Source organism: Glycomyces albidus, from assembly GCF_009451885.1.
GTDB classification, from domain to species: Bacteria; Actinomycetota; Actinomycetes; order Mycobacteriales; family Micromonosporaceae; genus Glycomyces; species Glycomyces albidus.
In genome coordinates this window covers 37,366-51,130 of the sequence record NZ_WIAO01000029.1, presented here as the reverse complement: position 1 = coordinate 51,130, position 13,765 = coordinate 37,366, and the positions used below count along the sequence as shown (strand labels likewise).

At 69.8% G+C, this 13,765-nt stretch carries 11 protein-coding genes; 8 read left to right on the top strand and 3 right to left on the bottom strand.

The window, feature by feature from the left end; all coding sequences use genetic code 11:
• The first annotated feature begins 60 nt into the window (after nt 1–60).
• The 3 genes from GFD30_RS19980 to ilvC are packed head-to-tail and all read left to right on the top strand — an operon-like array spanning nt 61 to nt 3,509.
• Entirely contained in the window at nt 61–1,941 is a 1,881-nt protein-coding gene (locus GFD30_RS19980; protein ID WP_153026943.1) for an acetolactate synthase large subunit, read from the top strand.
• A gap of 2 nt (nt 1,942–1,943) precedes the next feature.
• Nucleotides 1,944–2,471 (top strand): acetolactate synthase small subunit, encoded by a 528-nt coding sequence (gene ilvN, locus GFD30_RS19975; protein ID WP_125247037.1) that lies wholly within the window; start codon nt 1,944–1,946, stop codon nt 2,469–2,471.
• Nucleotides 2,472–2,489: 18 nt separating this feature from the next.
• Entirely contained in the window at nt 2,490–3,509 is a 1,020-nt protein-coding gene (gene ilvC / locus GFD30_RS19970) for a ketol-acid reductoisomerase (protein ID WP_153026942.1), read from the top strand.
• A 28-nt stretch (nt 3,510–3,537) separates the two neighbouring features.
• Here the strand turns inward: ilvC and GFD30_RS19965 are convergent, their stop codons facing one another.
• Nucleotides 3,538–5,184, bottom strand: a complete 1,647-nt coding sequence (locus GFD30_RS19965; protein WP_153026941.1) for a recombinase family protein — start codon at nt 5,182–5,184, stop codon at nt 3,538–3,540.
• Nucleotides 5,185–5,861: 677 nt separating this feature from the next.
• Here GFD30_RS19965 and GFD30_RS19960 point away from each other — a divergent pair.
• Genes GFD30_RS19960 through GFD30_RS19940 form a run of 5 tightly spaced genes read left to right on the top strand, consistent with a single transcriptional unit; the run spans nt 5,862 to nt 10,801 of the window.
• A complete protein-coding gene (locus GFD30_RS19960; protein WP_227996714.1) occupies nt 5,862–6,395 on the top strand; it encodes a type 2 periplasmic-binding domain-containing protein in 534 nt (177 codons plus the stop codon).
• Nucleotides 6,392–7,654: a DUF6421 family protein gene (locus GFD30_RS19955; RefSeq protein ID WP_153026940.1), complete on the top strand. Its 1,263-nt coding sequence runs from the start codon at nt 6,392–6,394 to the stop codon at nt 7,652–7,654. Before GFD30_RS19960 ends, GFD30_RS19955 begins: the two co-directional genes overlap by 4 nt.
• Nucleotides 7,648–8,595 (top strand): EamA family transporter, encoded by a 948-nt coding sequence (locus GFD30_RS19950; protein ID WP_153026939.1) that lies wholly within the window; start codon nt 7,648–7,650, stop codon nt 8,593–8,595. The genes GFD30_RS19955 and GFD30_RS19950 overlap by 7 nt, the downstream gene beginning before the upstream one ends.
• Nucleotides 8,592–9,911, top strand: coding sequence for an ATP-grasp domain-containing protein (locus GFD30_RS19945; RefSeq protein ID WP_227996711.1), 1,320 nt, complete (start codon nt 8,592–8,594; stop codon nt 9,909–9,911). Before GFD30_RS19950 ends, GFD30_RS19945 begins: the two co-directional genes overlap by 4 nt.
• Nucleotides 9,908–10,801 (top strand): branched-chain amino acid transaminase, encoded by an 894-nt coding sequence (locus tag GFD30_RS19940; RefSeq protein ID WP_322633444.1) that lies wholly within the window; start codon nt 9,908–9,910, stop codon nt 10,799–10,801. The genes GFD30_RS19945 and GFD30_RS19940 overlap by 4 nt, the downstream gene beginning before the upstream one ends.
• A gap of 59 nt (nt 10,802–10,860) precedes the next feature.
• On the opposite strand, the gene GFD30_RS19935 is transcribed toward GFD30_RS19940, so the two are convergent.
• Nucleotides 10,861–11,274 carry a roadblock/LC7 domain-containing protein gene (locus GFD30_RS19935; RefSeq protein WP_153026937.1) on the bottom strand — a complete coding sequence of 138 codons (414 nt, stop codon included), beginning with the start codon at nt 11,272–11,274 and terminating at the stop codon, nt 10,861–10,863.
• A gap of 14 nt (nt 11,275–11,288) precedes the next feature.
• On the bottom strand, nt 11,289–13,754 hold the full coding sequence (locus GFD30_RS19930) for a sensor histidine kinase (protein ID WP_194202031.1): 2,466 nt from the start codon (nt 13,752–13,754) through the stop codon (nt 11,289–11,291).
• Nucleotides 13,755–13,765 lie beyond the last annotated feature (11 nt).

The following is a 13,765-nucleotide window of genomic DNA, read 5'->3' as shown; positions in this document are numbered from 1 at the left end:
TCTGCCCGGGGAACGACGCAGCATGTCGAACCAGCCACATCTCCCTATTGGACGAAGGACATGAGCACACCAGTGAAGGCACCCAAGCCAGGCCCGCAGGCCGCGACGGCAGGGCCGCAGGCTGCCAAAGCTCAGCCCGCGAGGCCGAAGGCACCCAGGCCCGCACCCCCGCTCGGCGCTCCCGCCGCCGCGCCCGTCCTCACCGGGGCGCAGGCCGTCGTCCGCGCCCTCGAGGAGCTCGAGGTCGAAGCCGTCTTCGGCATTCCCGGCGGCGCGATCCTCCCGGCCTACGACCCGCTCCTGGACTCCCAGAAGGTGCGCCACGTCCTCGTCCGCCACGAGCAGGGCGCGGGCCACGCCGCCCAGGGCTACGCCCTCGCCACCGGCAGGGTCGGCGTCTGCATGGCGACCTCCGGCCCCGGCGCGACCAACCTGGTGACCCCGCTCGCCGACGCCCACATGGACTCGGTCCCGATCGTGGCCATCACCGGCCAGGTCGCCTCGACCGCGATCGGCACGGACGCCTTCCAGGAGGCCGACATCTGCGGCATCACGATGCCGATCACCAAGCACTCCTATCTGGTCACCGAGGTCGAGGACATCCCGCGCGTGCTCGCCGAGGCGTTCTACGTGGCCTCCTCCGGCCGGCCCGGCCCCGTCCTGGTCGACATCCCCAAGGACATCCTGAACGCCAAGGGCGCCTTCGTGTGGCCGCCCAAAATGGACCTCCCGGGCTACCGGCCCACGACGCAGCCGCACGGCAAGCAGATCCGCGAGGCCGCCGCGCTCCTCGCCGAGGCCCGGCGCCCCGTCCTCTACGTCGGCGGCGGCGTCGTCAAGTCCGGCGCGCACGCCGAGCTGCGCGCGCTCGCCGAACTGACCGGCGCGCCCGTCATCACCACCCTGATGGCCCGCGGCGCCTTCCCCGACACGCACCCGCAGCACCTGGGCATGCCCGGCATGCACGGCACGGTGCCGGCGGTGCACGCGCTCCAGAAGTCCGACCTGATCGTGGCCCTGGGCGCCCGCTTCGACGACCGCGTCACCGGCAAGCTCGACTCCTTCGCCCCCGAGGCGAAGATCGTCCACGTCGACATCGACCCGGCCGAGATCGGCAAGAACCGCGAGGTCGACGTCCCGATCGTGGGCGACTGCAAGGCCGCGATCGCCGCCATGACCGACGCGTACGCCGACCCCGGCCGCGAGCGCCTGAAGACCTGGTGGGAGACCCTCGACGACCTGCGGGCCCGCTACCCGCTCGGCTACACCGACATCGACGACGGCCTGCTGACCCCGCAGTGGGTCATCCAGCGCCTCGGCGAACTGGCGCCCGACGGCACCATCTGGACCGCCGGCGTGGGCCAGCACCAGATGTGGGCCTCGCAGTTCATCACCTACGAGCAGCCGGGCACGTTCCTGAACTCGGGCGGCCTGGGCACCATGGGCTTCGCCGTCCCGGCCGCCATGGGCGCCAAGCTCGGGCAGATGGACCGCACCGTGTGGGCCGTCGACGGCGACGGGTGCTTCCAGATGACCAACCAGGAGCTGGCCACCTGCGCCATCGAGGGCATCCCGATCAAGGTCGCCGTCATCAACAACGGCAACCTCGGCATGGTCCGCCAGTGGCAGACCCTGTTCTACGACAAGCGGTACTCGCAGACGAACCTCTCGACGCACCACTCCGAGGCGTCCCCGCGCGTCCCCGACTTCGTGAAGCTCGCCGAGGCCCTCGGCTGCGTGGGCCTGCGCGCCGAGACGCCCGAGGAGGTCGACGCGGTCATCGCGCAGGCCAACGCCATCGACGACCGTCCCGTCGTCGTCGACTTCACCGTCGGCCCCGACGCCATGGTGTGGCCGATGGTCCCGGCCGGGGTCTCCAACGACGAGATCCTGTACGCGCGCGACGTGCGCCCGAACTTCGACGACGAGGGAGAGATCTAGCCATGACGACGCACACGCTGTCGGTCCTCGTCGAGAACAAGCCGGGCGTCCTCGCCCGGGTCGCCGCCCTGTTCTCTCGGCGCGGCTTCAACATCGACTCCCTCGCCGTCGGCGAGACCGAGCACCCCGGCGTCAGCCGCATCACCATCGTGGTGGACGTCGAGGCGGGTTCGCTGGAGCAGGTCACCAAGCAGCTCAACAAGCTCATCCACGTGCTGAAGATCGTGGAACTCGAAGCGGGCTCCTCCGTGCAGCGCGAACTGCTGCTGGTGAAGGTCCGCGCCGACGCCGCCACCCGCGGCCAGGTGATCGCCGCCGCCGAGCTGTTCAAGGCCCGCTCGGTCGACGTCACACCCGACACGGTCACCTTCGAGGTCACCGGGAACCGCGACAAGATCGAGGCGTTCCTGGAAGTCCTGGAGCCGTTCGGGATCAAGGAGCTCGTCCAGTCGGGGACGGTCGCACTGGGGCGGGGGGCCAAGTCCATGGCCTCGCTGTCGCGCTACGTCTCACCGAATAGCCAGCAGTAAAAGGAAGAGAATCAACGCATGTCCGCTGAAGTGTTCTACGACGACGACGCCGATCTGGCCCTCATCCAGGGCAAGAAGGTCGCCGTCCTCGGCTACGGCTCGCAGGGCCACGCCCACTCGCTGAGCCTCCGGGACTCCGGGGTCGAGGTCGTCATCGGCCTCCAGGAAGGCTCGAAGTCGCGGCCGAAGGCCGAGGAGGCGGGCCTGAAGGTGCTCACTCCGGCCGAGGCCGCCAAGTGGGCCGACGTCATCATGATCCTGGTCCCCGACACCGTGCAGGCCAAGCTGTACGCCGAGGAGATCGCGCCGAACCTGTCCGCCGGGAACTCGCTGTTCTTCGGCCACGGCTTCAACATCCGCTACGACCTGATCCAGGCCCCCGCGGACGTCAACGTCGCCATGGTCGCCCCGAAGGGCCCGGGCCACATGGTCCGCCGCCAGTTCGTCGACGGCAAGGGCGTCCCCGCGCTCGTCGCGGTCGAGCAGGACCCGTCGGGCGACACCCAGGCCGTGGCGCTCTCCTACGCGAAGGCCATCGGCGGCACCCGCGCCGGCGTCCTGAAGACCACCTTCAAGGAGGAGACCGAGACCGACCTGTTCGGCGAGCAGGTCGTCCTCTGCGGCGGCACCGCCGAGCTCATCCGGGCCGGCTTCGAGACCCTGGTCGAGGCGGGCTACGCCCCCGAGGCCGCGTACTTCGAGTGCCTGCACGAGCTCAAGCTCATCGTGGACATGATCTACGAGGGCGGCCTCACCAACATGTGGTACTCCGTCTCCGACACCGCCGAGTACGGCGGCGTCTCGCGCGGCTCGCGGATCATCACCGACGAGACCCGCAAGGAGATGAAGCGCATCCTGGGCGAGATCCAGGACGGCACCTTCGCGAAGGAGTGGGTCGCGGAGTCCGAGAAGCGCGAGAACTTCAAGAAGCTGCAGGCGGTCCAGACCGACAACCAGCTCGAAGAGGTCGGCAAGAAGATGCGCGACCTCATGCCGTGGGTTCGGCACAAGTACGAAGCCGGCGCAGCCCAGCAGTAAGGCTCACCTGAGCTGAATGCGGAAACGCCTAGGCCCCGCCCTCTTGGGCGGGGCCTACAGCCGTCCGGCTCCGACGATTGGTCTGCGGGTCGCTGAGGGTATTGGTCACGGGGCGACCTTCGTTGATGATCACTTTGATCTTCTCCGGACCGAGATCATCCCAGGGATTCGAGCACGTCTCCTCAGGCTTGCGCCAGCTCACCACTGCCCAGCGCCGCCTATAGCTCTTGTTGGCCTTGGATGGCGGGGGTACAGGAACTGTCTTCAGCGTGTCCCCGGTGAGCGGCATTCCCTTGATGTCTGGTTGCTCATCCTGCATGAACACCAGGACTTGCAGGTCAAGGTCCTTGAGCGCCTGGTTTCGATCTTCATCTGAGGCAGTAGCCCACCAATCCGCGTATGTCTCGCCGGTTGGTTGCAGCTCCCACGAATCCCGACGTGCGGGGGTCGATTCGAGCGTCTTCTTACGGTCAGTAAACCGCTTGAGTCGCTGAAGGTAGCCTTCCCGATCCCCGTCATATAGCCCTAGATCGTACTCTTCCCTAAGGTATTCGATATTTCGGTTGACTCTCGATAGATCGTCCGCAACATCATTACCGGCAACGAACACCTTTTGAACGACGGGCTTGGGGCCAACCGCGTCAAGGAAGACGTCGGCAACAAGTTGGTTCAAGGATTTCGCGGTAATGTGCGGTCGGCCCAATCCGCACTCGTGCTGAGCGTGTTGATAGCCGGTACTGGTAACTCCGCGACGAGTTGACTTGTTCTTTACATAGGCGCGTTGGCATGAACCGCACTTCACCATCGAGCGAAGCATCAGCCGCTCGGTAGTGCTACCGGTGACCAAGTCCTTTTGACCTGCCATTGCTTTCAGCTTGTGGTACTCATGCTCGGTAATGATGGGATCGGTGTACTTGACGGGTTCACCTTCGGCATCGCGTGCGACCCTGTACTGTCCTCGCTTCTCGCCTTCGGGAGTATAGACCTTCCACCCCATAAGGGTTTCAGGGCGAAGCAACACGGCAATGCGGCTCGGGTTCAACCCGGTTGTCCGACCGATGTTGTTCAGCGATTTACCGTCAAGTCTCGGGTCGATCAAGCGTTCCCGCATGAACTCGACCCGTTCCGGCATGTTCTCCAGAAACCACCCGTTGTCCCGCCTGACCTTTGTTGTCCACCAGTAGCCCTTGCCTGAGCTGACACGCCCTTGGGACCGAAGATGCCTGGGGGTAGTGCGAACTCGGTCCGCGATCATCGATCGTTCCCACTCGGCATAGGCGGCAAGGATTGTTATGATCATCTTTCCGCCGGGGGTGGTGGTGTCGATGTTGATATCGGTGATGGCGATATCCTTCTTGCGGGAGTGCAGCCAGTCAACGAGCTGAAGGAACTCGCGGGTTTCACGGCCGAACCTGTCGATCTTCCAGCTGACCAGGATGTCGTATTCCTGGGCCTTCTCATCGGTCAGCCACTCGCCCAAGCCGTCACGCTCAAAGGGTGAGGTCGCTCCGTTCACGCCCTCATCGACTGCCCAGCCGACGATGTCGGCATCGTGGATGAGCGCCCAAGCGGTGATGATCTCCTTCTGCTTCTCGACAGAGGTGGACTCTTTGGTCTCGACTGAGAGGCGGAGGACACCGACCACACGGCGCTTGGATTCAGTAAACGTACGCATAACGCGAGAGTACGGCGTGAGTGGGTTTCGCTTATGTCTGGGTCCGAGTGCAAGATCACCGAAACTGTGGAACACCTGAAGGAAGGATGGCTTCGATGAAGGAATACACCGTTACTGCCACACGACTACACGGCATGTGGGAGCTCGACGTCCCAGGAGTCGGCGTCACGCAGTCGACCAGCGCCGGCGGCGCTGAGGATGCGGTCCGCGATTATCTTGACTGTCTCGGAGTCGCGGAGGCTGACTCCGCTCCCATCGCCATCGTCTGGCGCATTGCCCTGATACCGATGCTCGCATCATCGAGGCCAGAGAGGATGTGCAATCTTTGCCAGTGCTCGACCCTCGCGCGAGCGACGAGATCATCGGCAACGACGAGAACGGGCTGCCGACGTGACCGAAGCCGCCATTCCCGTCGCGGGCACTTGCGCGTCGCCGCTATCGGAATCGCCACTGCGGAGCTTGTGACGACGCTGCAGCCCATCACCACCGGTCCGGGCGTTCGCGCTGTTCCCACTGATCACAACAATTCGATTCCCGCGCTTTATCATCTCCAATACTGTTGCGACACTTCAGAAATGGCATGAATGAGTGTCCATGTGGGTCACTTGCCGCGTATATGCTCGTACCGCGCGATCCCCCTCACGCAGCAAGCACCCACTCTGAACAGGAGCACTTCAGTGGCCCCGACCGGCACCCCGCCACCGATTCGACACCTGCACACACTCGGACCGACCGGTACCAACCTCGAAGCGGCATCGCACGAATGGCTGCGCCGCAACGGCATCGACGGCACCGTCGAACTCCACGAGACCATCGAGGCGGCGCTGGAGGCCGTCCCGGCGGACGGCAGCCACGCGCTCACCGCCTGCGCGGTCTACCCCGCGCTCCACACCCTCGTCTTCGCGAACCTCCACCGCCTGCGCATGGTCGACAGCTTCATCATGCCCACCCACAACATGGTCCTGGCCTCCTCCGGGACCGCGGCGCCGCGGCGGGTCGCCTCGCACCCCGCCCCGGAGGGCCTGGTGCCCGCCGGAGTCGGGACCGTCACCGTCAACTCGAACTCCCGGGCCGCCATCGAATGCGCCGAAGGCCGCGTCGACGGGTGCGTGACCACCATCGTCGCCGCGGCCCGCCACGGGCTCAAGGTCCTGCGCGACTTCGGCCCCGTCCCCATGGCCTTCACCGTCCACCAGGTGGTGACCGCATGACCGAGACCTACGCGCTCGACGCGGACCTCGCCGCAGAAGCCGCCGCCGTCCAATCCGGCCTCGCCACCCTGGTCGACCGGTTCCGCGCCCGCCAAGCCGACGACGGCACCGTCCCCGAGCCCACCGCGGCCGACCGCGACCTCCTCGCCGCGATCCGCGACGAGGCCCGCCGCCACCACCTGCGCCGCGGCGAGACCGCCCAGGCCGAGGCGCTGGAAGCCGACGTCGCCGACTGGCTCGACGCCGGACTCGACACCGCACCGCACTTCGCGCGCTCGCGCGACGCCCTCCGCCCGCCCGAGGACGGCGCCACCGCCCTGTTCCTCGCCCCGCTCCAGAGCACCAACTCGGTCCCGCCCGTCGGCAAGCGGCTCGAATGCTTCCTGTTCCTGCGCAAGGAAGCCGACTCGGTCCTCGGCCTCCACGAGAGCCACCCGCACCCGAAGAACAACTGCCAGTGCGTCGTCGTCCTCGCCGGCAGCCGCGGCTTCACCGAAGGCAACTGCCTCGTGTTCTTCCCCGAGAACGTCGCCGCCCGCGACAAACTCGACGGGCAGGAGTACGCGATGTTCCTCTTCTCGAAGTTCCGCCGCATCCACGAGACCTACGCGCTCCCCTCGGCCGAGGCCGTCTTCACCCCCGACAGCCTGCCGCGCGCCTCGACCGGCCTCAAACCCGACGCCTGCTACGAGGCCCGCTCGATGTGGGGCTACCTCCACGACCGGGCCCACTACGACGGCGCCTGGCCGTTCGACCAGCACATCAAGCTGAAGATGAACTGGTTCGTCGGCGTCCTCGAAGAGATCAAAGTGGACGCCAAGACGGTGCTCGCCTGCGCGGACGACGGACTCCCGCACGCCGACGAGGTGATCGACATGATCCTCCTCGAGCGGATCACCCGCTACCCGCTCGCCGAGGACGCCACCCGCAACTTCGACTCGGGCACCGGCGTCTTCCTCTTCAGCTGGCTGCGCCGCCGCGGCGCGCTGACCGACGCCGAAGGCGGCCTCCTGCGCCTCGACCGGGACGCCGCCGTCGACGCGCTCCGCGACTACGTCGACGCCGTCGGCGCCCTCGAAGACCGCGTCGCCGACGAGGACGACTACCGGTCCCAGGCCAAGGCCCTGGTGCGCGAGTACCTCCCGCCCGGTGAGGCGAAGCAGCGGTACTCCTTCACCGAGGACCAGCGCATTCTCCTGCGCGCCAAGCGCACCCTCGCACAGCGCCCGCCGCTGCGGTACGGCCCGGCCGAATGGTGACCCGGCTCCTGGGGCGGACGGCCGTGCTGTCCGCCCTCATGGTGGTGCTGCTCGCCGCGGGATGGCTCCTCTCGGGCCACCTCGTGGCGGGCGTCCACCCGCTCGCCGTCGCGGCCGGCCGCACCGCCGCGAGCTTCGCGGTGCTGGCAGCCCTGGCCGCCGCCGTCCCCTCGCTCAGGGCCGGGGCCCGCACCGCCGCGGCCCGGCCCTGGGCCGTCGCCTATCTCGCGCTCCTCGGCTTCGTCCTGTACTACACCGGGACGCTGCTCGGCGTCGACCGCATCGGCGCCTCCCGGGTCGGCCTCATCGTCTCGCTCCTGCCGTGCATCACCTTCGCCATCGGCATCACCGCCTTCGGCGAGAAGGCCACCGCACGGAAGACCACCGGGACGCTCCTGGCCGCCGCCGCGGCGATCGCCTACGCCGCCACGGGCACCGGCGGCACCGGCCTGGACGGCGCCGTCCTCGCCGGAGCCGCGCTGGCCTTCGGCGGGACCGTCGCGTACGCCCTCTACGGGTACGTCTACCGCGCCCGCCTCGGCGACCTCGCCCCGCCCGCGGCCCTGCCCGCGGTCACGGGCGCGGCCGCCCTCGCGCTCGGCGCGCTCGCGGCCGCCGCGGTCCCGCTGCGGGAGATCGCGTTCGAGGACTGGGTCGGGATCGCCCTCCTCGGCGCGGCCCTCACCGCCCCGGTCTTCGTCCTCGCGCATGAGCTGATCCTGCGCCGGGGCCCGCTCTACACCTCCGCGGTGGCGCTCCTGGTGCCCTTCCTCGTCCGCCTGGGGGAGTGGGGCCTCGGCTGGGCGGGACCTCCCGGCCCGGTCGCCCTCGCGCTCCTGACCGCATGCGCCGCCGGCGTCTGGCTCACCGTCCGCGAACCGTCCCGGACCACCTCCGGTCGCCGGTCCGCCACCGTCGCAACCGAAGAGAGCACGCCATGAACCGACCCGCCATCGTCCTCGTCCACCAGCGCGTCTCCCTGCCGTGGATCTTCGACGCCGCCGACCGCGCCGGGATCGGCGTCGTCCTCGTGCCCCGGCCCGACGAGGCGCTTCCCGGCGAACTCCCCGGCGCCGTGACCGAAGTGCTCCGGCTCGACCTGTCCGACCCGGCGGCGGCCCTCGAACGGCTCCGGAGCCGCCACCGCGAGCGGCCCTTCGACGGGATCGCCACCCTCTACGACCCGGCGGTCCCGTTCGTCGCCGAGGCCGCCGAAGCGCTCGGCCTGCCCGGCATCGGCGCGAGCGCCGCGCGTGCGGCCCAGGACAAGCGGCTCATGCGCGAGCGCTTCGCCGCGGCCGGGATGAACGTCCCGCGCTTCGCGCGGCTCGACGGCCCGGACGCCGCACCCGATCCCACCGCACCCGATCTCACCGAACTCCGGTTCCCCGTCGTCGTCAAGCCCGCGCACGGCTTCTCCAGCATCGGCGTCGTCCGCGTCGACGCCCCCGAGGACCTGCCCGCCGCGGTCGAAGCGGTCAGGGCGGTCTGCCGCGCGAAGATCCCCGGCGCGGTCGACCTCGTCGTGGAGGAATACCTCGACGGCCCCGAGTACGCCGTCGAGTCCCTCGCCTACCGCGGCCGCGTCGAAGTGCTCACCATCGGCTACAAGGGACAGCCCAAGGGTCCCTACTTCGAGGAGACCGTCTACCGCGCCCCGGCCCCGCTGCCGAGCGGCGCCGCCGCCGCGATCGAACGCGAGGTCGCCGCCGCGCACGCCGCGCTCGGCATCGCCGAAGGCCCCGCCCACACCGAGCTGCGCCTCCAAGGAGACCGGCCCTACCTGCTGGAGCTGGGCGCCCGTGTCGGCGGCTCCGGCGTCTCCCACTGCATCGCCTACGGTGCGACCGGAGCGGACCTCGCCGCCGACGCCCTGCGCATCGCCGTCGGACGCGAACCCGAGGCGCCCGAGTGCCGCAAGCCGGCGGCCGGGGCCGCCGCCAACTACATCGTCCCGTGCGGCGGAGCGGGCCGCATCCGCGCCGTCCGGGGCCTCGAGCGGGTCCGGGCCCTGCCCGAGACCGACCACGTCGTCCAGATGCTCCACCCGGGCGACGTCGTCAAGCCCTACCCGGACTTCAGCGGCTACCCCGCGTTCGTGATCTCCACCCACCCGGACACGGCGGCGGCCGAACGCTACCACCGGCTGCTCGACGACCTGATCAGCGTGGAATACGAGGTCGAAGACGAAGCCGAATACAAGGTCGAATACGGAGCCGAAGACGAAGCCGAGCACGAACCGGAGGCGACCTCGTGAACCCCGCCGAGGCCCGCCCCTTCCACGACCGGGACGGCGTGATCTGGCTCGACGGCGTATTCGTACCCTGGCGGGACGCCGGGCTCCACGTGCTCTCCCACGGCCTCCACTACGGCGGGGCCGTCTTCGAAGGCGTCCGCGTCTACGGCGGCCGCCCGTTCAAGGCCGGCGAGCACCTGCGCCGCCTCGCCGCCTCGGCAGCCGAACTCGGCTACGAACTCGCCTGGACCACAAGCGAACTCGAACGCGCCGTCACTGAACTCATCGAACGGCAGGGGATCACCGACGGCTACGTCCGGCCCGTCGCCTGGCGCGGCAGCGAGCGCATCGCGGTCGGCGGGGCCGGCCTGTCCGCGCACACCGCCGTCGCCGCCTGGGAATGGCCGCACGTGTTCGACCCCGCGAAGACCGGGATCAGCCTCGCCACCTCGCGCTGGCGTCGCCCGCACCCGGACACGGCGCCGGTGCGCGCCAAGGCGTCGGCGCTGTACTGCACCGGCACGCTCGCCCGCGACGAGGCCGAGGCCGCCGGGTGCGACGACGCGCTGCTGCTGGACTGGCGCGGCGATCTCGCGGAGGCCACCGGCGCGAACCTGTTCCTGGTGATCGGCGGCGAGCTCCACACGCCCGTGCCCGAGTGCTTCCTCGACGGGATCACCCGCCGCACGGTGATCGGCATCGCCGCCGGACTCGGCATCCCGGTGCGGGAGCGGCGCATCGCGCCGTCCGAACTCGCCGACGCCGAAGAGGTCTTCCTGACCGGCACCGCGTACGAGATCCAACCGGTCGCCGCGATCGACGGCCGGGTCTTCGGCGTCGGGGAGGTGTCCGCGAGCATCGCGAAGTCCTACGCCGACCTGGTGCGCGGCCGCGCCGGCGCCGCCGGTTGAGCGCGCCCCGCCCGCACGGCGAAGGCCGGGAACCGTGAAGCGGCTCCCGGCCTCCGCCGTCAGTGCTGCTGGTACTGGGCGGCGTAGACCTGGCGGGCGGCCGGGGTGAGGGCCGGGCCGACCTGGTTGATGAGGTTGGCGAGTTCGTGTCCGACCTGACCGATGTCGCAGTTCAGCCCGGCCAGTGCCAGGATGCTCGCGCCGCTCGACACCGACATGGAGAACATGAAGCCGCCGTTCATCTCGGTCAGGTTGCTGATCACCGGATCGGCCTGGAGGGAGCGGGCCGCACCGGCGAGGAGGCTCGTCAGACCGGAGGCGATCGCGGACAGGCGCTCGGCCTCGTCCCGCGGCAGCGAGTTGTTGGAGGCGATGAGCAGGCCGTCCGCCGCCACGGCGATCACGTGCGTCACGTGCGGCACCCGGCCGACGAAGTCGTTGAGAAGGAAGTCCAGTTGCGCGCTAGTGGTCATGGTCGATCTCCGGGTCATTTCTCATTGTCGGGTCCAGCGGTCCTGCTGCTCGAAAGGCCGCGGGCGTACGCCGAGTACGTCGCGCCGATGCTCCGGGGATTGCGTTCGATGACCATGCCGTCCTGTCCCGGACTGGGCGCGACCGCGCCGGGGACCAGATTGGACATCGGGTCCCGGCGCGGCAGGCCGTTCGGGCCGAGGGACGGCGCCGGTTTCGGTCGGGGCAGCGCCTGTCCGGCCCGCAGGGACGGGTCCGCGTGCACCACGGTCACGTCGAACTTGATCTCCGGGAGCTCGGAGAGCACGGCCGTCGACGAAGAGGAGAGTACCGGGAGCGGGCGCGTGTCGTCCACAGCGGAGACGCGGGGACTCGGTCCGGCCGGGAGCGCCCTCGGTTCGGGTGCAACGTGTTTCGCGGGCTGCCGCTGCTGCGGCACGGGGCCGCCGGCGGCGCCCTGCAGCTCGGGCTTGTCGGCCCGGGCGAACAGCGGGGCGTCCTGGCGCGGGCGCGGCAGCGGGACGGTCCGGGCCCCGGCGGCACCGCCGGGGAGCGTCGGCGGCCGCTGGCTGCGCGGGGGCGGCGTGAACGAGAGCAGCGTCCCGGGCACGGCGACCTCGGCGACCACGCCGCCGCCGATCGACGGCCGCAGCTCGACCTCGATGCCGTGCCGCCCCGAGAGGAACCCGACCACGGTGAGCCCCATGGCCTGCATGGCCTCCAGGTCCACGGGGGTGTCGCGGCGGAGGCGGTCGTTGAACCGCTCCATCCGGTCGGGTTCGATGCCGATGCCGTGGTCGCGGACCTGGATGATGACCTTCCCGGTCAGGACCCTGGCGGTGATCTCGGCGGCCGACTCGGAGTAGCGGGTCGCGTTGTCCATCAGCTCGGCGAGGAGCTGGACGACGTCGTCGACGTAGTCGGCCTTGACCCACGCGCCCTCGTCGGCGGACGCCTCGATGCGGGTGTAGTACTCGATGCGGCTCTGGGCCGCGATGAGCACGTCGTTCAGCGACGCGTCCGTGGTGCGGACCTTGGCCGCCGAGGAGCCGCCGAGCACCAGGAGCGAGTCGTTCGCGCGCCCGATGAGCGAGGCCAGGTGGTCGAGGCGGAACAGCCGCTGCAGGCGCTCGGGGTCCTGCTCGTTCTGCTCGGCGGCGTCGAGCTCGGCGGTGAGCCGGCCGGTGAGCGAGTGGCCGCGGCGGGCGAGCCGGACGAAGATCGCGCCGACGTGGTACCGGAGCAGCGCCTGCTGCGCGGAGACCCGGATCGCCTCGCGGTGGACGATGTTGAACGCCTCGCCGACCTCGCTGAGCTCGTCGTCGCCGCGGACCTGCATCGGCGGGGTGGTGCGCGCGGCGTACTCGAACGGGCTCAGCCCGCCCAGGCCCTGCTGCTGGTCGACGCGTTTGACGGCCTGCGGGAGGTCGACCATCGCGATCTGCCGGGCCGAGCCCGACAGGTCGCGCAGGCCGCGGGTGACCGAGCGGCCGATGGTGAAGGCGATGAGGAACGCGATCGCGAGCGCGACGACGGCGATGGCGGACTCGGCGACGAGGCGGCGGATGGCGGCGGTGCTGACGGCGCCCGCCTCCGCCTCGGCCTCGTCGAGCGCGTCGGTGATGAGGTCGGACGTCGCGCTGTGCCGGGCGTCGTACGCTGCCATGAGCGCGTTGTGCTCGACGTCCTGCTCCTCATCGGACCGCGAACCGGCGATGGTGCTCTCGAACGCGTTCGCCTCGCGGGCGTCGGACGAGCCGATGCCGCCCACCTCGAACACGGCCGCGCCGGGATCGGTCTGGGCGACGATGCGCCGGTACTCGTTCAGCGACTCCTCGCGGGCGGCGGTGAGCCGCATGAAGGTCCGGTGCTTGCCGGCCAGCGGCCGGCCGTCCTCGAGGGACAGCGTGAGCAGGCGGAGCTGCTCGGAGTACTCGTCGATGGTCGACAGGAGGCTCGCGGTGCGCACCATCCTGGTGAGCTCCGCGGTCCCGGCGAGGTCGACGGCGTGGTCGAGCACGGCCGACAGGCGCGCGACCATCGAGTTGTACACGGTGAGGTGGACGGCTTCGACGGTGCCTTCGAAGACGGCGCTGCGGGCGGTCTCGAGCCGCTCGAGCGGGGCGTCGGCGCGTGCGAGCAGCGACTCGGACTCGGCGTCGAGGTCGAGGTTCTCGCGGGTCGCGGCGAGCCGCTCGAGGGCGTCGCCGGTGGCCTCCTCGTGGTTGGCGAACGAGGTCGCGATCGACTCGGTGTCGGTGATGCCGGTCTGCTCCTGGTACACGAGCCGCGCGGCGTCCTCGCGCTCGGCCTGGATCGCGGCGATGACGGCGTTGACGTCGTGCGCGAGTTCGACCGCGTCGGCGGTGGCGCCGATGTCGCGGGCCTCGTCGGCGGACTCGACGAGCCGGAGCGCGACCATTCCGGCCAGTGTGAGCGCCGGGACGAGCAGCATGATCGTCAGCTTGGTCCGGATCCTCATGCGGGACCAGG

What these genes read in the sequence shown, in the direction of transcription:
- GFD30_RS19980 (WP_153026943.1), top strand. Translation starts at nt 61, where the DNA reads ATGAGCACACCAGTGAAGGCACCCAAGCCAGGCCCGCAGGCCGCGACG.
- ilvN (WP_125247037.1), top strand. Translation starts at nt 1,944, where the DNA reads ATGACGACGCACACGCTGTCGGTCCTCGTCGAGAACAAGCCGGGCGTC.
- ilvC (WP_153026942.1), top strand. Translation starts at nt 2,490, where the DNA reads ATGTCCGCTGAAGTGTTCTACGACGACGACGCCGATCTGGCCCTCATC.
- GFD30_RS19965 (WP_153026941.1), bottom strand. Translation starts at nt 5,184, where the DNA reads ATGCGTACGTTTACTGAATCCAAGCGCCGTGTGGTCGGTGTCCTCCGC.
- GFD30_RS19955 (WP_153026940.1), top strand. Translation starts at nt 6,392, where the DNA reads ATGACCGAGACCTACGCGCTCGACGCGGACCTCGCCGCAGAAGCCGCC.
- GFD30_RS19950 (WP_153026939.1), top strand. Translation starts at nt 7,648, where the DNA reads ATGGTGACCCGGCTCCTGGGGCGGACGGCCGTGCTGTCCGCCCTCATG.
- GFD30_RS19945 (WP_227996711.1), top strand. Translation starts at nt 8,592, where the DNA reads ATGAACCGACCCGCCATCGTCCTCGTCCACCAGCGCGTCTCCCTGCCG.
- GFD30_RS19935 (WP_153026937.1), bottom strand. Translation starts at nt 11,274, where the DNA reads ATGACCACTAGCGCGCAACTGGACTTCCTTCTCAACGACTTCGTCGGC.
- GFD30_RS19930 (WP_194202031.1), bottom strand. Translation starts at nt 13,754, where the DNA reads ATGAGGATCCGGACCAAGCTGACGATCATGCTGCTCGTCCCGGCGCTC.